Origin of the sequence: Ensifer sp. ENS02, assembly GCF_014851885.1 — a bacterium.
In the GTDB taxonomy this organism is placed as follows: Bacteria; Pseudomonadota; Alphaproteobacteria; order Rhizobiales; family Rhizobiaceae; genus Ensifer; species Ensifer adhaerens.
Map to the genome: position 1 here is coordinate 377,816 of NZ_JACVAO010000006.1, position 23,901 is coordinate 401,716.

Sequence of the window (23,901 nt, forward strand, 5' to 3'; positions counted from 1 at the left end):
GTCCGTGATATTTTCCTTGGCTTGAACCCGCCGCGTTCCTAAATGGAGGCGACAGAAATTCCTGACGCGGGAGCGTGCCACTATGAACACCGATCTGATGAGCCTCTTCGATGCCGACGACGCAACGGTCCGCAAGGTTCTCTCGGAAACGCTCGCCGGTGCCGACGACGGCGAACTGTTCCTCGAACATGCGCAGGCCGAGGTGCTTTCCTTCGACAACGGCCGGCTAAAGGGCGGCAGCTTCAATACCGACCAGGGTTTCGGCTTGCGCGCCGTTGCCGGCGAAGCGGTCGGCTACGCGCATTCCGGCGAACTTTCGCTTTCGGCGCTCCGCCGTGCTTCCGATGCCGTGGCGCAGGTGACGCGCGGTTATGCCGGTTCCTATGCCGCAGCCCCTCAGCGCACCAACAAGAAACTCTACGGCGACGAAAACCCGATCGGCGAACCGAGCTTCGAGGCGAAGGTCGCGCTGCTCCAGGAAATCGACGCCTATCTGCGCGCCAAGGATCCGAAGGTCCGTCAGGTGACGGCGACCATCGCCGCTAGCTGGCAGGTCGTCGACATCCTTCGCGCCGATGGCCACCGCGTCCATGACGTCCGGCCGATGACCCGCATCAACATCTCCGTCGTCACCGGCGAAGGCGATCGCCAGGAAAGCGGCTCCTTCGGCACCGGCGGGCGTCGCGGCTTCGGCGATTTCGTCACCGCGGAAAACTGGAAGCAGGGCGCCGACGAGGCGCTGCGCCAGGCACTCGTCAATCTCGAAGCGATCGATGCGCCCGCCGGCACCATGGACGTGGTGCTTGCCTCCGGCTGGCCGGGCGTCATGCTGCACGAAGCCGTCGGCCATGGCCTGGAAGGGGACTTCAACCGCAAGAAGACCTCGGCTTTTGCCGGCCTGCTGGGCCAGCAGGTGGCCGCCAAGGGCGTCACCGTCGTCGACGACGGCACCATCGAGGCCCGCCGCGGCTCGATCTCCATCGACGACGAGGGCACGCCGTCGGGCTACAACGTGCTGATCGAGGACGGCAAGCTCGTCGGCTACATGCAGGACCGGCAGAACGCCCGGCTGATGGGCATGCAGCCGACCGGCAACGGCCGTCGCCAGGGCTATGCCCATGTGCCGATGCCGCGCATGACCAATACCTACATGCTCTCCGGCGACAAAACGCCGGAGGAAATCATCGCCTCGGTCAAGAAGGGCATCTATACCGTCTCCTTCGGCGGCGGCCAGGTGGACATCACCTCCGGCAAGTTCGTCTTCGGCTGCACCGAGGCCTACCTGATCGAAAACGGCAAGATCGGCGCACCGGTGAAGGGCGCGATGTTGATCGGCAACGGCCCGGATGCGATGAAGCGCGTCACCATGGTCGGCAACGACACCAAGCTCGACACCGGCATCGGCAATTGCGGCAAGGCCGGCCAATGGGTACCGGTCGGCGTCGGTCAGCCGCATCTGCGCATGGATCAGATCACCGTCGGCGGCACGCAGGCGTAAGGTCCGATGGCGGTCTTCAAGCTGTCCTTTCTGTCGCCGAAGACCGCCACACCGACGCACGAACTGAGGTTTGATCGCGATGCCACCGAGATCGCGCGGGCGTTGGACCTGCGCAACGGCGTCTTCCTGGATCATGCCTGCTACCGTCTGGATCAAGACGACCTGACGCTGCTGGCGTCGGCCGTCGGGCTTGCCTTGCCAGAAACAGGCGAGGAAGCTGAGCTTCGGCGGCCGCATGCGCTCGATACCGTGCCCTATCTGGTGCACACCGGCTATGAGCTTCCGCTGATGCTGGAAGGGCGCAAGCCCTTCGCCTTCTTCAGCGACGATGCCGCGTCGCCCTGGCTTGCCGAAACCAAAGAGTTGTTCGCGCCGCACGTTGCCGACGGAACTTTGCTTGCGGACATGTTCGAGTTCTCGCGGATGTGCCCGACAACGACCGGTGGCGAGAAGGAGCAAAGGGTTCTCTACCTCACCTATGCGTTGCCGGAGGAAGAGTGGCGTTTCGCGCGCTTCAGGCAACGCTGCCACCAGCTCTTTTGCAATTGGCGCCCATGGACGGCAGAAGACGAGCGCGAGGAGGGGCTGCTGCTTGGCTATAGCCAGGAGCAGTGCGACTGGTGGCTCGCCAACCGCTTCCGTAGAGCCGTCGTGCAAGAGTGACGAAGGCTCTGAGGCCGGCGGCCAATCAGCCGCGCGACGGCAGCATCATGCAGTCATAGGAGCGCTCTTTGAGGGCATCGCAGGCTGCTGCTGCCGCGTCGCGGCTCGAAAAGCCGACGAAGCGGGCGCGGTAGATCGCTTTGGCACCCTTACCGACGGCTTCCGTGTAGGGCGTGGCGCCCGCGAGCGGCGCACCGGCTTCCGAGCGCGCCTGCGCCAGCAGCATGCGCGCAGCCTCTGCGGATGGCGCGGCCGAAATCTGGATCTGCCAGCCGCCTGACGCAGCCGGAACTGCAGCCGTCGTTTCGATCTCGGCAAGCTCCGTCGGCCGTTCCGCGGGGATGGCGGCCGTCGATGTCGCTGTAATCAGGGCAGCAACCGAATCCCGCTTGGCCCGCTGCGGTGCGGTGTAGGGCATCGGAACCTCGGATGTCGCGACCGCGGCCACTTCGACGGGGGCTTCGACCGTCTTGCCGCCGCGCGTGGATACCACCAGCTGCCTTCCGCCCTTGGCTGCCTTGCCGACATGGCGATCGAGAAGGGCCGCCATCTTGGCATCGCGGCTGCGCGCCGTCTTGCCGCCGAGAACGACGCCGACCACCCGGCGATTGCCGTCCTTGACGGCGCTGACGAGGTTGAAGCCGGAGGCGTTGGTGTAGCCGGTCTTGATGCCGTCCATGCCGTCGTAGCGGTACATCAGGTTGTTGTGCCCCCGCACCTTGCGGCCGCGGAAATTGAAGCTTTCGGTCGCAAACAGCCGGTACTCCCTGGGGAAGTCGCGCATCAGCGCCACGGCGAGCGTCGACATTTCACGCGCCGTCGTCACCTGCTTGCTGGCAGGCAGGCCGGAGGCATTGATGAAGATGGTCTTGCTCATGCCGAGCTGACGCGCCTTGGCGGTCATCATGCGGGCGAAATTCGCCTCGGAGCCGCCGAGCTTCTCGGCCATCGCTGCCGCGGCATCGTTGCCCGAGCGCACGATCATGCCGAGGACCGCCTCGCGCACCGTGATCGTCATGCCGGATTTGAGGCCGAGCCGCATCGGCGGCTTGGCAGCCGCCGCCTTCGAAACCTTGATCTTGCTGTCCCAGGAAAGCTTGCCACTCTTCAGCGCCTCGAAGGCCATATAGACCGTCATCATCTTGGTCAGGGAGGCAGGATGATTGAGGACATCGGCGTTTTCAGACGAGAGGACCTTGCCGGTGCGCGCATCGAGCACCAGCGAGGCGCTTCCGGCGACGGCTGTCGCCGTCCCGAGCGCCAGTGCGAAGGTCGCCAGCAGGAGGCAGCGCAAAGTTTTCATATCGATCCCCGTCGAGTAGCGCCCTCGGCAAGGCGCAAAGCTGTTTCGTTTTGTGACAAGATCCGTGTCTTTGCTGCAACTTTAGGGCGGAATGTGGCGAGCCGACCTTGTTTTCGAGGTTGTGGTAAATGGCCGATGAACGCTCTCCCCGTTCAACAAGGTTTAACGCCCTCGCCGTTAACTTTCCAGGCTGATAGTCCGCGCCGGAACCTCGCGGGCCAGATTTGGGGGCGACCATCAAGGGCATGATCAGGACAATTGTTCGCCGCGCCGCAATTGCCGGTGGGCTGGAAGTCGCCGGGGGGCTGAGCCGCGCCGGGCTGATTGCCGGCGCGCGCGGGCAGGGGGCGATCTTTACCCTGCATCATGTCCGGCCGAAATCTGCCCGTGCCTTCGATCCCAATGCGCACCTGGAAATCACGCCGGAATTCCTCGATGTCGCGTTGAGGACGCTGAAGCGCGACGGCTATCGCTTCACCCCGCTCGAACACTTGCCGGAGGCGCTGGCCGCCAAAGGTGGGCCGGTCGCCTGCTTTACCCTTGATGACGGCTACCGGAACAATCTCGAGCACGCGTTGCCGGTCTTCCAGCGCCACCAGGCGCCATTCACGGTGTTCGTTACCGGCGGGTTCGTCGATCGCACCCATACGCTTTGGTGGGAGACGCTTGCCGATATGCTCGCAACGCGCGAGAAGCTGCGCTTTGACTTCGGCCGTGGCGTAGAAACATTGCAGGCGTCGACCACGGCCGAAAGGCAGGCCGTCTTCAATCGCATTGCGGCGTTCATTCACGGCCATGATGAGGCAAAGGCGATCGCTTCCTTGAACGCTGCAGCCCTCGATGGCGGCATCGATCCGCAGGCGATAACCGAACGCCTCACACTGGACGAGGCCGGTTTGCGGCGCCTGATCGAAAGTCCTATCGCGAGCCTCGGCGCCCACACGATCAGCCACCGCGCGGTCGCGCGCCTGACGGATGCTGAGGCGCGGCGGGAGATCGAGGGATCGCTGCGGCGCGTCGAGGCGATCACCGGTCGGCCGCCCCAGACTTTCGCCTATCCCTATGGCGACGCACCGGCGGTATCCGCACGCGACCACCGCATCGTCGCCGATTTGGGTTTCACCCTGGCCGTCACCACCCAACCCGGCACGCTCATCGCTCGCGCGAAAGCCAGCCTTTATGCGCTACCGCGCATTTCTCTGAACGGCCATTTCCAGCGCGCCCGCTACGTTTCGGCTCTGGCCTCCGGCATACCGTTCCGCCTGGCGGCCGGCTAGAAAAGGCGACTTGGGCAGCCGAGTGCTTCGACGTCAATTGAAGGCAAAAGCCATGAGAATGCTGTCCTGGTAAACACCGTCGTGTTTCCAGTCGCGAACACGACGGCCTTCGATCTGGAAGTCAAACTGCGCGTAAAACGCCCGGGCAGCGGCGTTCTCATGAAGGACGGAAAGCTCGATGCGTTCCAATCCGCTTCGCGAGCGCGTTGCATCGCAGTTGCAGGCGGCGGCGTACAATTCCCTTCCCACGATAGATACCGAGGAGCCCCATGCCCACGGTCCCGACATGCGCCGAACGGGCGAGGCATCCAGCCGGATATCGCACCAGCCGACCACGCGATCGTCGACAGCAACGATCTGGGCGCCCGGGCGCGATGCAGGACTGTCATGTATGCGGCATCCGTCGAAGGGTGGTGCGCTTAGCCGTGAAAGCCAGCGGCCTTCCTGGGCGACGTCATCGAGGCAGCGGTGACAACCGGCTATATCGTCGAGCGTCGCGTCACGAACATCGATCGTTATCAATAGGCACTCAACGAAAATGCCCGGCTCGGGCCGGGCAAAAGACAAAATCCGCTCGGCCACCTGCATAGCCGAGCGTCGTGATTGCATCTGGCGCCTCTCTTGCGACGGACGCGCGGGTTATGGGTACATACGCACCTTTTCCCAGCCGCCTTCGGGTGCCTCGCGGCGAAACTCCATCCGGTCATGAAGCCGGAAGGGGCGGTCGTGCCAGAATTCGATCGACGTCGGGCAGATGCGGAAGCCTGACCAATAGCTTGGGCGCGGGATTTCGCCGAGCGCGTGGCGGGCCGTGTATTCGGCAACGGCCTTTTCCAGCGCGAAGCGGCCTTCGAGTGGCCGCGACTGCTTCGAGGCCCAGGCGCCGATGCGGCTGCCGCGCGGCCGGCTCTTGAAATACTCGTCGGCCTCCTCGTCGGTGACGATCTCGACCGGGCCGCGCACGCGCACCTGCCGACGCAGCGATTTCCAGTGGAAGCACATCGCCGCCTTGCGGGCACCGAGGATCTCCTCACCCTTCTGGCTTTCGAAATTCGTGTAGAAAACGAAGCCGCGCTCGTCGAAACCCTTAAGCAGCACCATGCGGACATTCGGCAGTCCGTCGGCATCGACGGTTGCGAGCGCCACCGCATTCGGGTCGTTGATCTCGCTACCTTCCGCGTCCTTCAGCCATGTGCCAAACAGGGAAAAGGGTTCATTTGATTCGGTGAAGTCACCGCTTGTTAACTCATTCGCCGCCATATTGCGTTCCAATGCCGTGATGTCTGGCGCGGAAATACTTCGGGATGAGCCCGACCGGTGTTTCCGCATCGAAAATGTCGGAGCCTGTATGTTGACCTTGTCGAGAAACGTGCGGCTCCAGCGAGTCTGACAGGATTGCCGTGCAAGACATAGCAAAGTGGATCGACGCCAAGAAGGGGTATTCCTTCGCCTTGCTGCGTAGCGCGGCAATTTGCCTGCCGGTCCTGGCGCTGTCCGGCTGCATGGGGGCTGGCCTCGACCTTTTCGGCAGCGGAGTCGACCGCACGGTTTCGACGGGCACAGTTCCCGTTGCCAAGACCTCCGATGGCCTTTCCGATGCGGTGATGGTTCGCAACGCCGTGACATCGGCCGAGCTCAACAGCGGCGCCATCAATCCTATTCCCTGGGCCAATGCGACCTCCGGCAGTGCCGGTGTCATCAGCAGCATCCAGGAAGACCGCGCCAGCGGCATGCTCTGCCGCCGATTCACCACGACGCGTCATTCCTACGAAGGCATCGCCAAGTTCGACGGCAGCACTTGCCAGGGCGGCGACGGCGCCTGGTATCTGACGAGCTTCGGCCCGCGCGCCTGAGCGAGCGTTCGACGCAAGCCGTTGAAATCGGTGATTAACCACGTTTTGGCAAATGCGCGCATGACGGCCGGCGTTGCCGTCTCAACGGCCACATGAGGCCGCGTGGCTAACCACTATTTAGCAACTTCTCCGGATCATCGGCGTTCAGTGGACGGGCGACAATGGCGCCTGCAATCGGGGCAAAGGCGGGCATCAGGGAGAGGCCGCCGATCAGAGAAGATGGTAGAAACCATGCGTGATCCCTACGTGATCCTCGGGGTCCGGCGCAATGCCGGGCAGGATGAAATCAAGGCCGCCTGGCGTTCGCTGGCAAAGGCCGTGCATCCGGACCATAACCAGGACGATCCCAACGCCGCGGAGCGTTTTGCCGAGGCCGGCAAGGCCTATGAGCTGCTGCGCGACCCGAAGCTCAGAAGCCGCTACGACTACGCGCGCCGCGAAGCCGAGCTTCGTCGCATGGAGGCGATGAAGGCAAAGATGCGGCCTCAGGAAGAGGCGCCGGTCGACGCCGAGACCGCCGAGGACGCCATTTCACAGATTTTCGGCGCGGAGACCCGCAGCAAGTCGGCCCGCCCATCGCCGAAGCCGACGCCGAAACCATCGCCCAAGCCGGCTGCGGCAGCAAAGGAGCCGGAGCGCCCGGCCCAGGCTTCCGAAAGCAAGCCGGAACCAGCCCCCGAACCGCAGCAGGAAAGCGCTCTCAAGACAGAGACTCCGCTGATGCAGCGTGCAGCCGCACCGGCCGCCGAGCTTGTGGCGGCGATCGTCCGGCGGATCCGGGGTCGCGCGGCAAAGACGGCCGAGAAGGTCCCGGATCTTCCTGTCGATCTCGCCGTCAGTATTGACGACCTGATCAACCGCCAGCGCCTCTCCGTCGAGCTTCCAGACGGCGAAAGCCTGAAGGTGCAGATCCCTCCGGGTGCCGTCGACGGTCAGAGCATTCGTCTGGCAGAGCAGGGCTATCGGGTGACGGGCATGACCCGTGGCGACGTCGTCGTCACGCTCAGGGTCGACCAGGGCGGGACGTTCCGCGCCCGCGGCCTCGATCTCATGACCACCTTGCCGATCGATCTGCAGGGCGCCGTGCTCGGCTGCGAACAGGTGCTCGAAACCCCGGTCGGGCAGGTTACGGTGGTCGTGCCGGCCTGGTCCGGCTCCGACAAGGTCATCCGCCTTGCGGGCAGGGGGATGCCCGGTGCTTATGGTACGCATGGCGATCTTCTGGTCGAATTGCGGCTGGTCCTGCCCGAGGCGCCCGACGACAAGATCACCGATCTGATGAAGTCGCAGCGCGACGGCCTCTATCTGTGACAGGCCATTTGTGACAGTTCGCTGACACACTGAACCAATATTACGGGGACTAACAGTTCCTGATCTCAGCCGTGCTTGAACCACCCTTGCGGCTATGCCATAGGCAATTCTCGACATTTTGCCGCACCCGTTCTCGTGGGGCGTCTGTGACATTTTTGATCTTTGGCACCGGCGACGGCCGATGCTGGAATAGTATTGGGGACTTACCATGGCTCAGGCATCCGGTCTGATGAAGGGCAAGCGCGGCGTCATCATGGGCGTTGCAAACAACCGTTCCATCGCATGGGGCATTGCCAAGGCCATCCACGCGCAGGGTGGTGAAGTTGCGTTGACCTATCAGGGCGACGCTCTGAAAAAGCGCGTCGAGCCGCTGCTCGCGGAAATCGACGGCTTCATGGCCGGCCATTGCGACGTCAGCGACGAAGCCACCATCGACGCGGTCTTCGACGCGCTTGAGAAGAAGTGGGGCAAGATCGATTTCGTGGTGCATGCGATCGGCTTCTCCGACAAGGACGAACTGACCGGCCGCTACGTCGATACCTCGGCCGACAACTTCGCAAAGACGATGCAGATCTCGGTCTACTCCTTCACTTCGGTTGCCCGTCGCGCTGAAAAGCTGATGACGGACGGCGGATCGATGCTGACGCTGACCTATTACGGCGCCGAAAAGGTCATGCCGAACTACAACGTCATGGGTGTCGCCAAGGCTGCTCTGGAAGCAAGCGTCAAGTACCTCGCCGTCGACCTCGGCCCCAAGAACATCCGCGTCAACGCGATTTCTGCAGGCCCGATCAAGACGCTGGCCGCTTCGGGCATCGGTGACTTCCGCTATATCCTCAAGTGGAACGAGTACAACGCGCCGCTGCGCCGCACCGTCACCATCGAGGAAGTCGGCGACGTCGGCCTCTACATGCTTTCGGACCTGTCGCGCTCGGTTACTGGTGAAGTGCACCACGCCGACAGCGGCTACCATGTCGTCGGCATGAAGGCTGTGGACGCGCCCGATATCTCCGTGATCAAGGACTGACCGAACCGCCAAGGCGGATTCGGCAGCCTGCTGCCCGGAGACATGTTGTGCTGATCTATGTGATCCGTCACGGACAGACAGACTGGAACGCCGAAAGCCGGCTCCAGGGGCAAAAGGATATCCCTCTCAATGACTTCGGTCGCCAGCAGGCGACCGGCAACGGCGTGGCGCTTGGAGGCATCCTCGGCGCTGACGCCCGGCATTTCGACTTCGTCGCCAGTCCGCTCGGCCGCACGCGCGAGACCATGGAGCGTGTCCGGCGGGCCATGGGGCTCGATCCGGCCGCCTACCGCGCCGACGAGCGGCTCAAGGAAGTTTCCTTCGGCGATTGGGAAGGGCACACGCTGCCAGAACTCAAGCGCTCGGCGCCACAGAGGATCGCCGAGCGGCGCGCGGTGAAATGGGACTTCATTCCGCCCGGTGAGGATGCCGAGAGTTACGAAATTCTGTCCTGGCGCATAGCCGCCTGGCTCAGGGACGTGACGAAGCCGACGGTCTGCGTCAGCCACGGCGGCGTCATTCGCGTGCTCTTCAAGCTTTTCGGGGAAATGGAAGCCGAGGAGGCCGCGACCGCGGCGATCCCGCAGGACCGCCTTCTGCGCATCTCCGGCAATGCCATCGGCTGGGTCTGATAGCCTGAAGCGTAGGGCGTAGATTGGCGCAGCGACGCGCAAAGCGCTTCACACGGATGCCCGCGCGAGGGGCATCCGATAAAAGGTCATTTTCCAGAAATGTGAAAATCCGGTTCGGGCGAACCGCGCAGCGGCCTGTAGGAAAGGCCGCGCTTTCTATTGAACGATTTCGAGATCGTTGATGACCCGCTTGCCGTCCACTTCCGTGTAGAAGACGAGAACCTTTACGCCGGCCTTCAGGCCTTCGAAATTGAATTCCTCCGGCGCCTGATAGTTCTTGCCGTCGTCAAGCGACAGGCTCAGCCTTTCGGTATCAACACCCGTAATGGTAGCTTCAACGTCGGCGCTTTCGGCAAGGGCGGACAAGGGGGAGAGCAGCCCTGCGGTGGCCATGAGTGCGGCAATAACAAAACGCATTCTTCTTGCCCTCTTCAACGTTTCTGCGAACATCCTTGTCACTCCCCTTTGATCCCCGATTGTGGCAAAAATTGCCTTGCGGCGTAGCTTTTGGCCGGACGCCCCCGCTTTTTTGATGGTCTATCCGAACTCTGGAGACTGGACGGCGGTACCGTATTTTTCAAGCGGGCAGGGGCCGAACTCCGGGTATCGGCGGGGTGGTTTCCCCATGAATTATAGGGTTTGCCAAGGAATTGTGACGAAAGCCAATCTTAAGACTCGCTCGCTACCTTTGGTTGGGGATCGAGGGGAAGAGATTGAAGATCATTGACGTTCTGCGCCAGCGCATTCGGGCCGCCGCCAGATTTGCGAAACCCTCGCTCATTCCGGCGGCGATCGCGGGCCTCGTCGTGTTTACGGGCGGGCATGTCTATGAGCGGCAAAACCGTGAAAACTTCCAGAACGACCTCAGGATCGACGTCGAGAACGAACTGAACCTCATTGCCAACCGCCTGCAATCGGAGGTTAACACCAGCATTGCCGCGCTGAACGGTTTTGCCAACAGCATCGGCGTGCATCCGGCCATGACAACAGACGATTTCACCGTCATGGCGACGAAGCTCCTCCTGCAGAATCCGCAGATGGTGCGCGCCTCGGCAGCGCCCGGTGGCGTCGTGCGGATCGCCTTTCCGCGCGAGAGCCAGCAATGGTTCGTCGGCAGCGACTTCAAGCGATTCGGCGCGACAAGACATGCCATCGAGCGCGCGTCCTCGACGGTCAGGCCGGTGATGATCGGCCCGATCCGGTTGCCAAGCGGTCGCAATGGTTTCGAGCTGTTCCTGCCAGTCTTTTCCAAGATCCAGGGACGCATGGAGCGTTGGGGCTACGTCGAGGCCATACTCGACGAGAAGGCGCTGTACCGCGCCGCGCGCCTGCTCGAGTCGGGCGGCGAGGCGCCGGAACTGGCGCGGGACCACCGCCATGTCGACGTTCACCTGGCGATCCGCGATATTTCCGAGCCGGACCGCATACAGGATGCGTTCTATGGCGACGACGCTCTTTTTCGCGCCGCGCCGGTCAACCGCCGGTTGGAGCTAGCAGGCGGCGTGTGGGAGCTAGCGGCCATGCCCGTCGGTGGATGGCAGCAGCTTCCCGAAAACAGCATCTTCATCCAATTGGCGATCGCCGTCGCCGTCACGGTGGTGGTTATCCCGATCCTCCTGGCTGGCGGCCTCGTCAACGAGCGACAGCGCAACATCGCCAAGCTGAAGGCGCGGGAAGGGGAGGTGATGACGCTGTCTCACCGCCTGAACCTCGCGCTCGACGCGTCGAAGATCGGCATCTGGGAAATCGACGTCGAGAGCCAGCAGCGTTCCTGGGACGACCGGATGTTCCACCTGCATGGACTGGAGGTGCATCTGGACGAGCCCACGTACGACGAGTGGCGCGCGACCGTGCATCCCGACGACATAGGTATTGCCGCCAATGCGCTGTTCCGTAGCCTCGATGACGGCCTCGAGTACCGATCGCAGTATCGTGTCATTCTGCACGACGGTACGGTGCGCCACATCCGCAATGTCGGGTCCAGCCACCGCGGCGCCGATGGCCGCGCCAAGGTCACCGGCATCAGCTGGGATGTCAGCGACGATGTGCTGAAGAACGAGCGGCTGAGTGCGGCCAAGGCACAGGTCGACCAGCAGAACCTTGAGCTCGAGCAGGCGCTGAAGGGTCTCTACGAGCGTGAACAGGATCTAGAGCTCCTGTCACGACGTCTCGACCTCGCTCTTGATTCCTATCGCTGCGGCATGTGGGAGGCCGATCTCGACAACAACGTCGCCTATTGGGACGAGCGCATGCATCAGCTCTACGGGCTGGTCTATACCGACGGCGCCACCAACGAGCAGACATGGCTTCAAGCGCTGCACCCCGATGACCGGCAGCCGGCGCTCAACGCGGTCAATCGCGCCATCGAAGCGGACGAAACCTATGTGCATCAGGTGCGGGTGATATTGTCGGCCGGAACGGTTCGCCACATCCGCTCGGTCGGCAAGCTGCACGTCGCCCCGGACGGTGCACGGAAATTCGTCGGCATGGCGCTCGATGTTACCGACGACGTGCTGATGACGGAACAGTTGCGCGCGGCCAAGGCCATGGCGGACGCAAAGAACGCCGAGCTGGAGCAGGCCCGGGTTCGCATCGAGCACAACGCACTGCATGACCCGCTGACAGGGCTCGGCAACCGCCGCATGCTCGACAAGGCGCTGGAGCGACTGACTCTGGACGCCGGCAGCGACCGTGAGGACATCGCCATCCTTCATATCGATCTCGACCGGTTCAAGCAGATCAACGACACCCTGGGTCACGCAGCCGGCGACGCCATGCTGATCCATGCCTCGGAGATCCTGCGGGCGAACACATCGGCGGGCGACATCATTGCCCGCATCGGTGGCGACGAGTTCGTTGTCGCCGTTACCGGTGAACAGGGCGAGGCGACGCTTGCTGCCCGTTGCGACCGGATCATTGCCGCGATGCGGCAGCCGGTCGACTACAACGGATTTCCCTGCCGCTTTGGTGTCAGCATCGGCGTGGCAGTCGGGCATGGCGCCGACATCGACGCGCGCAAACTGCTCGTCAACGCCGATATCGCGCTCTATCGCGCCAAGGAGGCGGGCCGGAACCGCTACCAGTTCTTCACCGAGGTGCTGCAGGCGGAAGTGGTGACCGCCAAGCGCATTGCCGACGAGATTTTGGAAGGCATCGAGCGCGACGAATTCGAACCCTGGTATCAACCGCAGTTCGATGCGACGACGCTCGCGCTTTGCGGCGTCGAGGCACTGGTGCGCTGGAGGCATCCGCGCGAGGGCATATTGACGCCGGATCGTTTTCTCGGCATCGCCGACGAACTCAACGTGACGGCGATGCTCGACCGTCTCGTTCTGGAGAAATCTCTCACCGATCAGATGCGATGGGCAGCGGCCGGCATTCGGGTTCCCAAGATCTCGGTCAATGTTTCGGCCAAGCGGCTGCAGGACGACGACCTGCTGTCCTCGCTTGAAGGCTTGAGCATCACGCCCGGACAGATCTGTTTCGAACTGGTGGAGTCGATCTTCCTCGACGAAAGCGACGATATCGTCGCCGCCAACATCGAGGGCATCAAGAAGCTCGGGATCGATATCGAACTCGACGATTTCGGCACCGGCCATACCTCGATCGTCAGCCTTTTGAAGATCAAGCCGAAGCGGTTGAAGATCGACCGCCAGCTCGTCGTTCCGGTTTTGAGCGCCCGCAGGGAGCAGGCGTTGGTGCGCTCGATTATCGAGATTGCCCGCTCGCTCAATATCGAGACCGTGGCCGAGGGCGTGGAAACCATGGCGCATGCCGAAATGCTCGGCATTCTGGGCTGTGATGTGCTGCAGGGCTACGCATTTGCCCGGCCGTTGAGCGCGGAGAAGTTTCTCGCCTTTGCAACCGAACGCGGCTTGCGCCTGGCGTCGTGATGAAGGAGGTCGCGTCGGGTCGCAAAAGCCTTTCCCCATCTCCGGCTTTCCACTAAGAGAAGGCATCCGCGTACAAAACGTACGGCCGTTGCTTGCTTAGGGTCGGTTGCCTTCATGTCGCATAACACTTTCGGTCATCTCTTCCGCGTTACCACCTGGGGCGAAAGCCACGGGCCGGCGCTCGGCTGCGTCATCGACGGCTGCCCGCCCGGCATCCGTTTCACGCTCGCCGAACTCCAGGTCTGGCTCGACAAGCGCAAACCCGGCCAGTCGCGCTTCGTGACACAGCGCCGCGAGGACGATCTGGTCAAGGTTCTCTCCGGCGTCATGTTCGACGAGGACGGCGAGACGATGATCTCGACCGGAACGCCGATCTCGATGCTGATCGAAAACACCGACCAGCGCTCGAAGGACTATTCCGAGATCGCCAAGCGCTATCGCCCGGGCCACGCCGATTACACCTACGATCTGAAATACGGCATCCGCGATTATCGCGGTGGCGGCCGTTCCTCGGCGCGCGAGACCGCGGCGCGCGTCGCTGCCGGTGGTGTCGCCCGCAAGGTCGTGCCGGGTCTCGTCGTGCGCGGCGCGCTCGTGCAGATCGGCAAACACAAGATCAACCGCGCCAACTGGGATTGGACCGAGGTCGACAACAACCCCTTCTTCGCACCGGATCCGGAGATCGTGCCGGTCTGGGAAGAATATCTCGATAGCATCCGCAAGTCCGGATCCTCGATCGGCGCCGTCGTCGAAGTGGTTGCCGAGGGCGTGCCCGCCGGCATCGGTGCGCCGATCTATGCCAAGCTTGACCAGGACATCGCCTCGAACCTGATGTCGATCAACGCCGTCAAGGGTGTCGAGATCGGCAACGGTTTCGGTGCGGCCGAAATCACCGGCGAGGAAAACGCCGACGAAATGCGCATCGGCGCTGACGGCAAGCCGGTCTTCCTGTCGAACCATGCTGGCGGTATTCTTGGTGGCATCGCCACCGGCGAGCCGGTGATCGCGCGTTTCGCCATCAAGCCGACCTCGTCGATCCTCACCGAGCGACGCTCGGTCGACAGCGACGGCAACGAGGTCGATGTGCGTACCAAGGGTCGCCACGATCCGTGCGTCGGCATCCGCGCCGTGCCGATCGGCGAGGCGATGCTTGCCTGCACGATCGCCGATCACTACCTGCGTGACCGCGGCCAGACCGGCCGCCTCAAGTAATTCGGCTTCAACCGGCCCAGACAATTCGGGAAGAACACCATGTCCTATGATCAGAAGCGTGTCGTCGATGCCATTCGCGCCTTCGAGGCCGGCGAAATCGTCGTCGTCACCGATGACGACGGCCGCGAGAACGAGGGCGACCTGATCGTCGCGGCGGTGCATTGCACGCCGGAAAAGATGGCCTTCATCGTGCGCCACACCTCGGGCATCGTCTGCACGCCGATGCCGCGCGAGGAGGCCAAGCGCCTGAACCTCAACGCCATGGTGGCGGAAAACGATTCCGCGCACACCACCGCCTTCACAGTCTCGGTCGACTTCAAGCACGGCACGACGACGGGCATTTCCGCCGACGACCGCACGCTGACGGTACGCAACCTCGCCAATCCCAATGTCGGGCCGACGGACTTCGTTCGCCCCGGCCACATTTTCCCGCTGGTCGCGCGCGAAGGCGGCGTTCTCATGCGCTCCGGCCATACGGAAGCTGCCGTCGACCTCTGCAGGCTCGCCAGCCTGCCGCCGATCGGCGTCATCTGCGAACTCGTCAATGACGACGGCACCGTCATGCGTGGGCCGCAGGTGGCGAGCTTCGCCGACACCCATGACCTGAAGCAGGTTTCGGTCGCCGATCTCATCGCCTATCGTCAGCGCAAGGAAACGCTGATCGAGCATGGCGGCTCCTTCGATATCGAGACGCCCTATGGTCCGGCCAAGGGACATTCCTATTCTCTGCCCTGGGATCCGATGCAGCATCTCGCCGTCGTCTTTGGCGACATCCGTGACGGCGTCGATATCCCGGTTCGCCTGCATCTCGAAAATGTCGGCGCCGACGTCTTCGGCAGGGACTGCCAGATCGACCGCATCATGAAGCGCATTGCCGATGAGGGCAGGGGGGTCATCGTCTATCTGCGCGAAGGCTCGGTCGGCGTCGGCGTGTCGCAGACGGCGCGCAAGGGCAAGCACGAGCGCGAAGCGCACGACGAGGCGCAGGCGCGCGAAAACGAGTGGCTGGAAATCGGCCTCGGCGCGCAGATCCTGAAGGATCTCGGCATCAGCTCCATCAGGCTGCTCGCTTCGCGCGAACGCCACTATGTCGGCCTCGAAGGCTTCGGCATCAAGATCGTCGGGACCGACATCATCTAAAGACGCGTCGCTCTCGCATGCATCAGGCCCGGATCATCGATCCGGGCCTTGTCTTTTATGCTCGGCGGCAGCCAACAAAAAAGCCGCGCTCGAAGCGCGGCTCTTTGTTTGTCTTTGAATTTGTCGCCGTTCAGGGCAACGCGTCGTAGCCTTCGCCGAAGCCCTTGAGGTCGACAGGGATGCCGATGCCTTCTTCGGGCGACTGGAAGACGATGAAGGTCGCGGTCGCACCGGAACGGAAGGTCTTCAATAGTTCGTCCTCGAGCACCACTTCTGCGTAGCAGCCGTCGGAGAAGCAACGCACGAAATAGGCGCGGCCGATATCCTTGCCGTCGACGTTCAGGCCGAGGCCGTTCGGCAGAAGCACGCCGAGCGGAGCGAGTACGCGCAGGATCTTGGCCTTGCGATCCGCAGTCTTCAAAACGACCACCGACAGGCCAACTTCGGGCCGGTCTTCGGCGATGACGTTTTGCATCAGCGCGCACTGGTCAGCGGAGGCGCCCGGCGGCTGATCGCAGACGATCGACCATGCGCCATGGTTGGACTTGACCGTGCCGGGTGTTCCGGCGGGCTGCTGGGCCAGGCTTTGAGCCGGGAGAGCGAGAACGGCAAGGCCGAAGGCGGCGAAGGCCGACAGTCGGGAAAAGAGGGGCAGGCCCATGTAAACCTCAAAACGTCGAATCATCAGGGCTATTCTTGAAGCGCGCAGGAATAAATGAAAAGCCCTGCGGGGCACATTCCAGCGCCATATGGCGGAAATTGGGCGGGTTGGGCGCCCTATCCGGCGCGCCGCCGTCAAAGCGCTGTGCAATCGGATCGCCAAGCGCGCAGAAGAGCCCCTATAGGTGGTTTCGCCACGGGTTTCGAGGGGTGCCTGTGTGAAAAGCTGCGTTTGTGCAAAAATGCCGCATGGGGTTGATTGGTCAGATGTTGCGGCATCGGACAAACTGTGGTTTGAAGCGCAGCAGTATCGCAGGGATTCTGCGTTCCGGTTTGATCCTGATCAAGCGCATTGGGGAGACACATTGTGAAAAACAAGGCTTATGCAGTTCTGGCAGCGCTTGCCTGTCTGCTTTTTGCTTCGAGCGCCTTTGCTGACAAGCCTGTCGAATGGCAGACGAATTTTCAGACGGCCGCTACGGGCATCATGGAAGAAATCACGTGGTTTGAACATTATACCCTGTGGTTCATCATCCCGATTACTCTCTTCGTTCTCCTCCTTTTGATCATCGTTGTGATCAAGTTCCGCGAAAGCGCGAACCCGGTTCCGTCCAAGACCAGCCACAACACCGCGATCGAAGTCGTCTGGACCGTCGGTCCGGTCGTCATCCTTCTCTTCCTCGCCATTCCGTCCTTCCAGCTCCTGACCGCGCAGCTGACGCCGCCGGCCAATCCGGACCTGACGCTCAAGGCGACCGGCAACCAGTGGTACTGGTCCTACGAGTATGAAGTCGGCGAAAGCCCGCTCACCTTCGACAGCATCATGATGAAGGAAGAAGATCGCGCGACGCTCGGCAAGGAAGACAAGAAAGAATATCCGCGCCTGCTCGCCGTCGACAACGAAGTCGTCGTGCCGGTCGGCAAGACGGTTCGTGTTCTCGTCACCGCTGCTGACGTGATCCACGCTTTTGCAATGCCTGCCTTTGGCGTGAAGATCGACGCCGTTCCCGGTCGCCTGAACGAAACCTGGTTCAAGGCCGAGCGCGAAGGTCTCTACTACGGCCAGTGTTCCGAGCTCTGCGGTAAGGACCACGCTTACATGCCGATCGCCATCCGCGTGGTTTCGCAGGAAAAATACGACACCTGGCTCGCAGCCGCCGCAACGAATGTTGGCGATGCGAACAAGGCGCTCATGGCGTCCATCGACTCGGCCAAGACCGTCGACGTCGCCGCTAACGCCGCACAGTAATCGGAAGGGGAGCTCGACCCATGGCTGGAACAGCCGTTCATCACGACCAACGCCATGATCACTCCGATCATGGCCACGCAGACCATGCGCATAAGCCTTTGAGCTTCTTCCAGCGCTGGTTCCTGTCGACCAACCACAAGGACATCGGCACGCTCTACCTGATCTTCGCGATTTTCGCGGGCATCATCGGCGGCACGCTGTCCATCTTCATGCGCGCCGAGCTCCAGGAGCCAGGCATCCAGATCTTCCACGGCCTGGCGCAGATGGTTTACGGCTTCGAGGGCGATGCTGCCATCGACGGCGGCAAGCACATGTTCAACGTGTTCACGACCGCGCACGCGCTCATCATGATCTTCTTCATGGTCATGCCGGCGCTGATCGGTGGCTTCGCCAACTGGATGGTTCCGATCATGATCGGTGCGCCGGACATGGCGTTCCCGCGCATGAACAACATCTCCTTCTGGCTGATCATTCCTGCCTTCCTGCTCGTGCTGCTTTCGATGTTCGTCGAAGGCCCGGCCGGTGCCTACGGCGCAGGGGGAGGGTGGACGATCTATCCGCCATTCTCGACATCGGGCATGCCAGGACCGGCGATGGACTTCGTCATCCTCGGCCTGCACATTGCCGGCGCGTCCTCGATCCTCGGTGCGATCAACTTCATCACCACGATCCTGAACATGCGCGCTCCGGGCATGACGCTGCACAAGATGCCGCTCTTTGCCTGGTCGGTTCTGATCACCGCCTTCCTGCTTCTGCTCTCGCTGCCGGTTCTGGCAGGCGGCATCACCATGCTGCTCACCGACCGCAACTTCGGCACGGCCTTCTTCGCGCCTGAAGGCGGCGGCGACCCGATCCTGTTCCAGCACCTGTTCTGGTTCTTCGGTCACCCGGAAGTCTACATCCTGATCCTGCCGGGCTTCGGCATCGTCAGCCACATCGTTTCCACTTTCTCGCGCAAGCCGATCTTCGGCTACCTCGGCATGGCCTACGCCATGGTCGCGATCGGCGCCGTCGGCTTCATCGTGTGGGCACACCACATGTACACAGTCGGCATGTCGCTCGACACGCAGCGCTACTTCGTCTTCGCGACGATGGTCATCGCTGTTCCGACGGGCGTTAAGATCTTCTCGTGGATCGCGACGATGTGGGGTGGTTCGATCCGCTTCACGACCCCGATGGTCTGGGCGATCGGCTTCATCTTCCTGTTCACCGTCGGTGGCGTCACGGGCGTTCAGCTCGCCAACGCCGGCCTCGACCGCTCGCTGCACGACACCTACTACGTGGTTGCTCACTTCCACTACGTTCTGTCGCTCGGCGCTGTCTTCGCAATCTTTGCTGCCTGGTACTACTGGTTCCCGAAGATGACCGGCTACATGTACTCCGAGTTCGTCGGCAAGCTGCACTTCTGGGTCATGTTCATCGGCGTGAACCTGATCTTCTTCCCGCAGCACTTCCTCGGCCTCGCAGGCATGCCGCGCCGTTACATCGACTATCCGGATGCTTATGCCGGCTGGAACATGGTTTCGTCCTACGGCTCCTACATCGCAGCCGTCGGCGTCCTGATCTTCCTCTTCGGCGTCTTCGAAGCCTTCGCCAAGAAGCGCGTCGCTGGCGACAACCCGTGGGGCGAGGGCGCGAACACTCTGGAATGGCAGCTGTCTTCGCCGCCGCCGTTCCACCAGTGGGAACAGCTCCCGCGCATCAAGTGACGGGCAACGAACAGAAGCCGCCGGTTCCGGCGGCTTCACCCCGCCGGGCAACCGGCGACACACGGCCCTTGCGGCCGGGACTTTTGCAGGGACAGGACATGACGGTCATCGACAATCACGAAGCAGTCGGCATGGAAGGCGTACCGCGCCTGTCCGAAGCCTCTGCGCGCGATTACTTCGAGCTTCTGAAGCCGCGTGTCATGTCCCTGGTCGTCTTCACGGCATTCGCCGGGCTGGTGCTGGCACCAGGACACATCAATCCTTTCATCGGTTTCATCGCCATCCTCTGCATCGCCGTCGGCGCTGGCGCCTCGGGCGCGCTGAACATGTGGTATGACGCCGACATCGACGCGGTCATGACCCGTACCGCCAAGCGCCCGATCCCGGCAGGCAAGATCCTGCCGCAGGAAGCGCTGGCATTCGGCCTGACGCTGTCTGCTTTTTCCGTGATCATCCTCGGGCTCGCCGTCAATTGGCTCGCAGCCGGGTTGCTCGCCTTCACCATCTTCTTCTACGTGGTCATCTACACGATGTGGCTGAAGCGCTCGACGCCGCAGAACATCGTCATCGGCGGTGCTGCCGGCGCTTTCCCACCGATGATCGGCTGGGCCTGCGTGACCGGCGCCGTGTCGGTGGAGAGCATCGTGCTTTTCCTGATCACCTTCCTGTGGACCCCGGCGCACTTCTGGGCGCTCGCCCTCTTCAAGATGGGCGACTACGGCGCCGTCGGCGTACCGATGATGCCGAATGTCTGCGGCCAGGCGACCACCAAGAAGCAAATCGTCATCTACGCCGTTCTGACTGCACTTATCGGCATCTGTCCCACCTTGCTCGGTTTTGCGAGCATTGGTTACGGCGCAGTCGCAGCGGCCCTCGGCCTTGGCTTCGTGTGGTACTCTATCGGCGTGTTGCGCATGCCGGAATCAGATGAGCGCATGCTGCCGGCCAAGAAGCTCTTTGCCTTCTCGATCATGTATCTGTTCGTGATCTTCTCCGCCCTGATGGCGGATCACCTGATCGTCAATATCTGGCTGAATGCCGGGAGTATTGCCTGATGGAAACCGTCAAGCTCACTGATGCCCAGAAGAAATCGCGCCGCGGCCGCAACATCGCGCTCGGCTTCGTGCTCTTCGGCCTCGTCGTCCTCTTCTACATCGTCACGCTGATCAAGTTCGGCAACGGCATGGTCAACTGAGGCGAAATGGCATGACGAAATCACCGCAGACCACAAGCTCGCAGCGCTCCAACCGCGTCGTCGTCGGCACTTGCCTCGCTTTCGTTGGCGGCATGGTGGGCATGGCCTATGCGGCTGTACCGCTTTACGACATGTTCTGCCGCGTCACCGGCTATAACGGCACGACGCAGCGCGTCGAGCAGGCGTCCGACGTCATCCTCGACGAGAAGGTCAAGGTCACCTTTGACGCGAACACTTCGGGGGGCCTGCCCTGGGAGTTCAAGCCGGTCCAGCGCGACATCGACATCCGCATCGGTGAAACGGTGCAGGTGATGTACAAGGCAAAGAACTTGTCGTCGAAGCCGACGACGGGCCAGGCGACCTTCAACGTCACGCCGATGCAGGCGGGCGCCTATTTCAACAAGGTCCAGTGCTTCTGCTTTACCGAGACGACCCTGCAGCCGGGAGAGGAGATGGAGATGCCGGTGGTATTCTTCGTCGATCCGGACATGGTCAAGGCGGTGGAGACCAAGGACATCAAGACGCTGACCCTTTCCTATACCTTCTATCCGCGCGAACCGTCGAAACCGGTCGCACAGATGAAGACGGAACAGAACAAACTTTGACTGGAGGTCCTTTTCGGCTATGCCGGAAGGGCGACAAGAGAGAGACATATCGGGGATTACTGACATGGCCGGTGCGCATCAGAAGAATCACGACTACCACATCATCGACCCGAGCCCCTGGCCGCTGCTTGCTTCCATCGGCGCCTTTGTCATGGCGTTCGGCGGCATCTGCTACATGCGTTACCTGTCGGGTAGCTCGCTGAAGATCTTCGGCCTCGAGCTTGCCAACGTCTGGATCCTGCTCGCAGGCCTCATCATCGTGCTCTACACCATGTACGGCTGGTGGTCGGACACGGTGAAGGAAGCGCACGAGGGCCACCACACCCGCGTCGTTTCGCTGCATCTGCGCTACGGCATGCTCATGTTCATCGCTTCTGAAGTGATGTTCTTCGCGGCCTGGTTCTGGGCCTTCTTCGATGCGAGCCTGTTCCCGGGTGAAGCCATCCAGGCAACCCGCGCTACCTTCACCGGTGGCGTCTGGCCGCCGAAGGGCATCGAAGTGCTCGATCCGTGGCACCTGCCGCTCTACAACACCGTCATCCTGCTTTTGTCGGGCACGACGGTGACCTGGGCGCATCACGCGCTGCTGCACAATGACCGCAAGGGCCTGATCAACGGCCTGACGCTGACGGTCGTGCTCGGCGTGCTGTTCTCCTTCGTCCAGGCGTACGAATACGCCCACGCTCCCTTCGCCTTCAAGGACTCGATCTACGGCGCGACCTTCTTCATGGCGACCGGTTTCCACGGCTTCCACGTTCTGGTCGGCACGATCTTCCTGCTCGTCTGCCTGTTCCGCGCACTGCGTGGCGACTTCACACCGAAGCAGCACTTCGGCTTCGAAGCGGCCGCCTGGTACTGGCACTTCGTTGACGTCGTCTGGCTGTTCCTGTTCTTCTCCATCTACATCTGGGGAAGCTGGGGCGCGCCGATCGCGCACGGCTGATAGCGCGAGCATCTAGGTCAAGGAACAAGGCGGTTGCAGTCATGCAGCCGCCTTGTTCTTTTGGTGGTGTGCCCGCAGATCGGCTTGATGGGAGACGGAAATGAGGTTGGCCTTGGTGGCTGCGACGCTAGTGGTATCCGGCGGTTTTCCCGCTGCGGCGGCCGATAGCGCGGACAGGGTTGTCGTGCAGAAGGAGCGGCGGCTGTTGCAGCTCTTCCAAGGTGACCAGGTGATCCGTGAATACACGGTTGCGCTCGGCGGCAACCCCATCGGTCACAAGCGTCAGGAGGGAGACCAGAGGACGCCGGAAGGGCTCTATTCTCTCGACTGGCGCAATCCCGGCAGCGGTTACTACAAGTCCATCCACGTCTCTTATCCGGCGCCGGCCGATGTCTCTGCCGCTGCCGCGAACGGTGTCGAACCGGGCGGCATGATCATGATCCATGGCCAGCCCAATTATTTCGGTTGGCTGGCCTTTTTGACGCAGCGCTTCGATTGGACGAATGGCTGCATTGCCGTTACCAATGCCGAAATGGAAGAAATCTGGGGCATGGTTCCCAACAACACGCCAATCGAGATCAAGCCGTGAGTGAAGACAAGGCACATTTCCCGCCGGTTGACCCGGTGATGACCGGGATCAAGGGGCTTTGCCCGCGCTGCGGCCAGGGCAAGCTTTTCGACGGGTTTCTGAAGGTCAAGCCTGCCTGCGCAAGCTGTGATCTCGACTACAAGTTCGCCGATGCCGGCGACGGTCCGGTGGTCTTCGTGATCCTGATCGTCGGCTTCATTGTCGTCGGCGCGGCGCTCTGGGCGGAGGTCAACTTCAACCCGCCGCTCTGGCTGCATTTCATCTTGTGGATCCCGCTTGCGGTGATTTTCAGCCTCGGCCTGACGCGGATGCTGAAGGGTATCCTGATCAACCTGCAATACCGCAACAATGCGCGTCCCGGCGAGATCGACCGTGGCTGAGATCGCGACCAGCAAAAAGCGTGGCCTGATCGGCCGCATCGGCACGTTGCTGCTGCTCGTCGCGACATTTGCCATTCTTGTCTCGCTCGGTACCTGGCAGATGCAGCGGCTACACTGGAAGGAAAGCTTGCTTTCGGCCATGGCCGAGCGCAGGTCTGCGCCGCAGGAGACGCTTGCCGAGATCGAGAAGATCCTCGCTGATGGTGGCGACATCGACTACCGCACGGTTTCGGTGACCGGTGGGTTCGACCACACCAAGGAGCGGCATTTCTTCGCGACGTTCAATGGCCGCACCGGCTATTACGTCTTCACGCCGCTACGGCTGGACGACGACCGTTTTCTCTTCGTCAATCGCGGTTTCGTGCCTTTCGAGCAGAAGGATGCATCGACCCGGCTTGCCGGCGAGCTTCCCGCCTTCGTCGGCGTTCATGGTCTTGCAAGGCCGAAGCTTGACGGAAGGCCGTCGTCGCTCGTTCCCGACAACGACCTCGCCAAGAACATCTTCTACTGGAAGGATCTCGACACGATGGCGTCTTCCGTCGGCCTTCCCGCCGACAAGGTCGTGCCGCTGTTCGTCGATGCCGATGCGACGCCCAATCCGGGCGGTCTGCCGATTGGCGGTGTCACCCAGTTCGACCTGCCCAACAACCACCTGCAATATGCGCTGACCTGGTATGGGCTGGCAGCGGCTCTGGTGTTGGTCAGCGGCATCTATGCAATGCGCCGCGGGCGATAGTCGCGCGTTTGCCGTCATGCTAACCG

At 62.2% G+C, this 23,901-nt stretch carries 24 protein-coding genes; 19 read left to right on the forward strand and 5 right to left on the reverse strand.

The window, feature by feature from the left end; all coding sequences use genetic code 11:
* The first annotated feature begins 82 nt into the window (after positions 1-82).
* Positions 83-1,498 (forward strand): metalloprotease TldD, encoded by a 1,416-nt coding sequence (gene tldD / locus IB262_RS15470; RefSeq protein ID WP_112975859.1) that lies wholly within the window; start codon positions 83-85, stop codon positions 1,496-1,498.
* 6 nt (positions 1,499-1,504) lie between these two features.
* Positions 1,505-2,161 carry a hypothetical protein gene (locus IB262_RS15475; protein WP_060603845.1) on the forward strand — a complete coding sequence of 219 codons (657 nt, stop codon included), beginning with the start codon at positions 1,505-1,507 and terminating at the stop codon, positions 2,159-2,161.
* 25 nt (positions 2,162-2,186) lie between these two features.
* On the opposite strand, the gene IB262_RS15480 is transcribed toward IB262_RS15475, so the two are convergent.
* Positions 2,187-3,464, reverse strand: coding sequence for a D-alanyl-D-alanine carboxypeptidase family protein (locus tag IB262_RS15480; RefSeq protein ID WP_083523616.1), 1,278 nt, complete (start codon positions 3,462-3,464; stop codon positions 2,187-2,189).
* A gap of 245 nt (positions 3,465-3,709) precedes the next feature.
* On the opposite strand from IB262_RS15480, the gene IB262_RS15485 reads away from it, so the two are divergent.
* The gene (locus IB262_RS15485; RefSeq protein WP_060584358.1) at positions 3,710-4,741 is read left to right on the forward strand and encodes a polysaccharide deacetylase family protein; all 1,032 of its coding nucleotides are present in this window, start codon (positions 3,710-3,712) and stop codon (positions 4,739-4,741) included.
* Positions 4,742-4,774: 33 nt separating this feature from the next.
* On the opposite strand, the gene IB262_RS15490 is transcribed toward IB262_RS15485, so the two are convergent.
* Positions 4,775-5,350 (reverse strand): GNAT family N-acetyltransferase, encoded by a 576-nt coding sequence (locus tag IB262_RS15490; protein WP_162728760.1) that lies wholly within the window; start codon positions 5,348-5,350, stop codon positions 4,775-4,777.
* A gap of 30 nt (positions 5,351-5,380) precedes the next feature.
* A complete protein-coding gene (gene pdxH, locus IB262_RS15495) occupies positions 5,381-6,070 on the reverse strand; it encodes a pyridoxamine 5'-phosphate oxidase (RefSeq protein WP_082566261.1) in 690 nt (229 codons plus the stop codon).
* A 71-nt stretch (positions 6,071-6,141) separates the two neighbouring features.
* Between pdxH and IB262_RS15500 the strand changes: the two genes are divergently transcribed.
* The 4 genes from IB262_RS15500 to IB262_RS15515 all read left to right on the forward strand — a co-directional run bounded on the left by IB262_RS15500 (position 6,142) and on the right by IB262_RS15515 (position 9,564).
* On the forward strand, positions 6,142-6,594 hold the full coding sequence (locus tag IB262_RS15500) for an RT0821/Lpp0805 family surface protein (protein ID WP_034801195.1): 453 nt from the start codon (positions 6,142-6,144) through the stop codon (positions 6,592-6,594).
* Positions 6,595-6,813: 219 nt separating this feature from the next.
* Positions 6,814-7,905, forward strand: coding sequence for a DnaJ C-terminal domain-containing protein (locus tag IB262_RS15505; protein ID WP_060516310.1), 1,092 nt, complete (start codon positions 6,814-6,816; stop codon positions 7,903-7,905).
* A 208-nt stretch (positions 7,906-8,113) separates the two neighbouring features.
* On the forward strand, positions 8,114-8,932 hold the full coding sequence (fabI, locus tag IB262_RS15510; RefSeq protein WP_034801205.1) for an enoyl-ACP reductase FabI: 819 nt from the start codon (positions 8,114-8,116) through the stop codon (positions 8,930-8,932).
* A gap of 47 nt (positions 8,933-8,979) precedes the next feature.
* Complete coding sequence (locus IB262_RS15515; protein ID WP_112975860.1) at positions 8,980-9,564, forward strand: histidine phosphatase family protein; 585 nt, start codon at positions 8,980-8,982, stop codon at positions 9,562-9,564.
* A 156-nt stretch (positions 9,565-9,720) separates the two neighbouring features.
* Here IB262_RS15515 and IB262_RS15520 read toward each other — a convergent pair whose 3' ends face one another.
* Positions 9,721-9,981 (reverse strand): DUF1344 domain-containing protein, encoded by a 261-nt coding sequence (locus IB262_RS15520; protein ID WP_034801209.1) that lies wholly within the window; start codon positions 9,979-9,981, stop codon positions 9,721-9,723.
* Between the two features lie 296 nt (positions 9,982-10,277).
* On the opposite strand from IB262_RS15520, the gene IB262_RS15525 reads away from it, so the two are divergent.
* From IB262_RS15525 to ribB, 3 genes are all read left to right on the forward strand, one after another.
* Entirely contained in the window at positions 10,278-13,457 is a 3,180-nt protein-coding gene (locus IB262_RS15525; protein WP_112975861.1) for an EAL domain-containing protein, read from the forward strand.
* A 114-nt stretch (positions 13,458-13,571) separates the two neighbouring features.
* Complete coding sequence (gene aroC / locus IB262_RS15530) at positions 13,572-14,669, forward strand: chorismate synthase (protein ID WP_034801213.1); 1,098 nt, start codon at positions 13,572-13,574, stop codon at positions 14,667-14,669.
* Between the two features lie 39 nt (positions 14,670-14,708).
* The gene (ribB, locus tag IB262_RS15535) at positions 14,709-15,809 is read left to right on the forward strand and encodes a 3,4-dihydroxy-2-butanone-4-phosphate synthase (RefSeq protein WP_112975862.1); all 1,101 of its coding nucleotides are present in this window, start codon (positions 14,709-14,711) and stop codon (positions 15,807-15,809) included.
* Between the two features lie 130 nt (positions 15,810-15,939).
* Here ribB and IB262_RS15540 read toward each other — a convergent pair whose 3' ends face one another.
* On the reverse strand, positions 15,940-16,470 hold the full coding sequence (locus tag IB262_RS15540; protein WP_034801218.1) for an invasion associated locus B family protein: 531 nt from the start codon (positions 16,468-16,470) through the stop codon (positions 15,940-15,942).
* Positions 16,471-16,836: 366 nt separating this feature from the next.
* Here IB262_RS15540 and coxB point away from each other — a divergent pair, with 366 nt between their 5' ends.
* From coxB to IB262_RS15585, 9 genes are all read left to right on the forward strand, one after another.
* A complete protein-coding gene (gene coxB, locus IB262_RS15545) occupies positions 16,837-17,718 on the forward strand; it encodes a cytochrome c oxidase subunit II (protein ID WP_034801222.1) in 882 nt (293 codons plus the stop codon).
* 20 nt (positions 17,719-17,738) lie between these two features.
* On the forward strand, positions 17,739-19,427 hold the full coding sequence (gene ctaD, locus IB262_RS15550) for a cytochrome c oxidase subunit I (RefSeq protein WP_034801224.1): 1,689 nt from the start codon (positions 17,739-17,741) through the stop codon (positions 19,425-19,427).
* Positions 19,428-19,525: 98 nt separating this feature from the next.
* Complete coding sequence (locus IB262_RS15555; protein WP_034801469.1) at positions 19,526-20,482, forward strand: heme o synthase; 957 nt, start codon at positions 19,526-19,528, stop codon at positions 20,480-20,482.
* Positions 20,482-20,622 carry a hypothetical protein gene (locus tag IB262_RS15560; RefSeq protein ID WP_043619862.1) on the forward strand — a complete coding sequence of 47 codons (141 nt, stop codon included), beginning with the start codon at positions 20,482-20,484 and terminating at the stop codon, positions 20,620-20,622. The genes IB262_RS15555 and IB262_RS15560 overlap by 1 nt, the downstream gene beginning before the upstream one ends.
* A gap of 11 nt (positions 20,623-20,633) precedes the next feature.
* The gene (locus tag IB262_RS15565; RefSeq protein ID WP_192493684.1) at positions 20,634-21,227 is read left to right on the forward strand and encodes a cytochrome c oxidase assembly protein; all 594 of its coding nucleotides are present in this window, start codon (positions 20,634-20,636) and stop codon (positions 21,225-21,227) included.
* A gap of 64 nt (positions 21,228-21,291) precedes the next feature.
* Positions 21,292-22,170, forward strand: coding sequence for a cytochrome c oxidase subunit 3 (locus IB262_RS15570; protein WP_034801236.1), 879 nt, complete (start codon positions 21,292-21,294; stop codon positions 22,168-22,170).
* Positions 22,171-22,270: 100 nt separating this feature from the next.
* Positions 22,271-22,759: a L,D-transpeptidase family protein gene (locus IB262_RS15575; RefSeq protein WP_112975863.1), complete on the forward strand. Its 489-nt coding sequence runs from the start codon at positions 22,271-22,273 to the stop codon at positions 22,757-22,759.
* Entirely contained in the window at positions 22,756-23,139 is a 384-nt protein-coding gene (locus IB262_RS15580; protein WP_034801241.1) for a DUF983 domain-containing protein, read from the forward strand. Before IB262_RS15575 ends, IB262_RS15580 begins: the two co-directional genes overlap by 4 nt.
* Positions 23,108-23,875: an SURF1 family protein gene (locus IB262_RS15585; RefSeq protein WP_192493685.1), complete on the forward strand. Its 768-nt coding sequence runs from the start codon at positions 23,108-23,110 to the stop codon at positions 23,873-23,875. Before IB262_RS15580 ends, IB262_RS15585 begins: the two co-directional genes overlap by 32 nt.
* Positions 23,876-23,901 lie beyond the last annotated feature (26 nt).

Coding starts and splice junctions, on each gene's coding strand:
- tldD (WP_112975859.1), top strand. CDS start 83: ATGAACACCGATCTGATGAGCCTCTTCGATGCCGACGACGCAACGGTC.
- IB262_RS15475 (WP_060603845.1), top strand. CDS start 1,505: ATGGCGGTCTTCAAGCTGTCCTTTCTGTCGCCGAAGACCGCCACACCG.
- IB262_RS15480 (WP_083523616.1), bottom strand. CDS start 3,464: ATGAAAACTTTGCGCTGCCTCCTGCTGGCGACCTTCGCACTGGCGCTC.
- IB262_RS15485 (WP_060584358.1), top strand. CDS start 3,710: ATGATCAGGACAATTGTTCGCCGCGCCGCAATTGCCGGTGGGCTGGAA.
- IB262_RS15490 (WP_162728760.1), bottom strand. CDS start 5,350: ATGCAATCACGACGCTCGGCTATGCAGGTGGCCGAGCGGATTTTGTCT.
- pdxH (WP_082566261.1), bottom strand. CDS start 6,070: ATGCGGAAACACCGGTCGGGCTCATCCCGAAGTATTTCCGCGCCAGAC.
- IB262_RS15505 (WP_060516310.1), top strand. CDS start 6,814: ATGGTAGAAACCATGCGTGATCCCTACGTGATCCTCGGGGTCCGGCGC.
- fabI (WP_034801205.1), top strand. CDS start 8,114: ATGGCTCAGGCATCCGGTCTGATGAAGGGCAAGCGCGGCGTCATCATG.
- IB262_RS15520 (WP_034801209.1), bottom strand. CDS start 9,981: ATGCGTTTTGTTATTGCCGCACTCATGGCCACCGCAGGGCTGCTCTCC.
- aroC (WP_034801213.1), top strand. CDS start 13,572: ATGTCGCATAACACTTTCGGTCATCTCTTCCGCGTTACCACCTGGGGC.
- ribB (WP_112975862.1), top strand. CDS start 14,709: ATGTCCTATGATCAGAAGCGTGTCGTCGATGCCATTCGCGCCTTCGAG.
- IB262_RS15540 (WP_034801218.1), bottom strand. CDS start 16,470: ATGGGCCTGCCCCTCTTTTCCCGACTGTCGGCCTTCGCCGCCTTCGGC.
- ctaD (WP_034801224.1), top strand. CDS start 17,739: ATGGCTGGAACAGCCGTTCATCACGACCAACGCCATGATCACTCCGAT.
- IB262_RS15555 (WP_034801469.1), top strand. CDS start 19,526: ATGACGGTCATCGACAATCACGAAGCAGTCGGCATGGAAGGCGTACCG.
- IB262_RS15560 (WP_043619862.1), top strand. CDS start 20,482: ATGGAAACCGTCAAGCTCACTGATGCCCAGAAGAAATCGCGCCGCGGC.
- IB262_RS15565 (WP_192493684.1), top strand. CDS start 20,634: ATGACGAAATCACCGCAGACCACAAGCTCGCAGCGCTCCAACCGCGTC.
- IB262_RS15570 (WP_034801236.1), top strand. CDS start 21,292: ATGGCCGGTGCGCATCAGAAGAATCACGACTACCACATCATCGACCCG.
- IB262_RS15575 (WP_112975863.1), top strand. CDS start 22,271: ATGAGGTTGGCCTTGGTGGCTGCGACGCTAGTGGTATCCGGCGGTTTT.
- IB262_RS15585 (WP_192493685.1), top strand. CDS start 23,108: ATGCGCGTCCCGGCGAGATCGACCGTGGCTGAGATCGCGACCAGCAAA.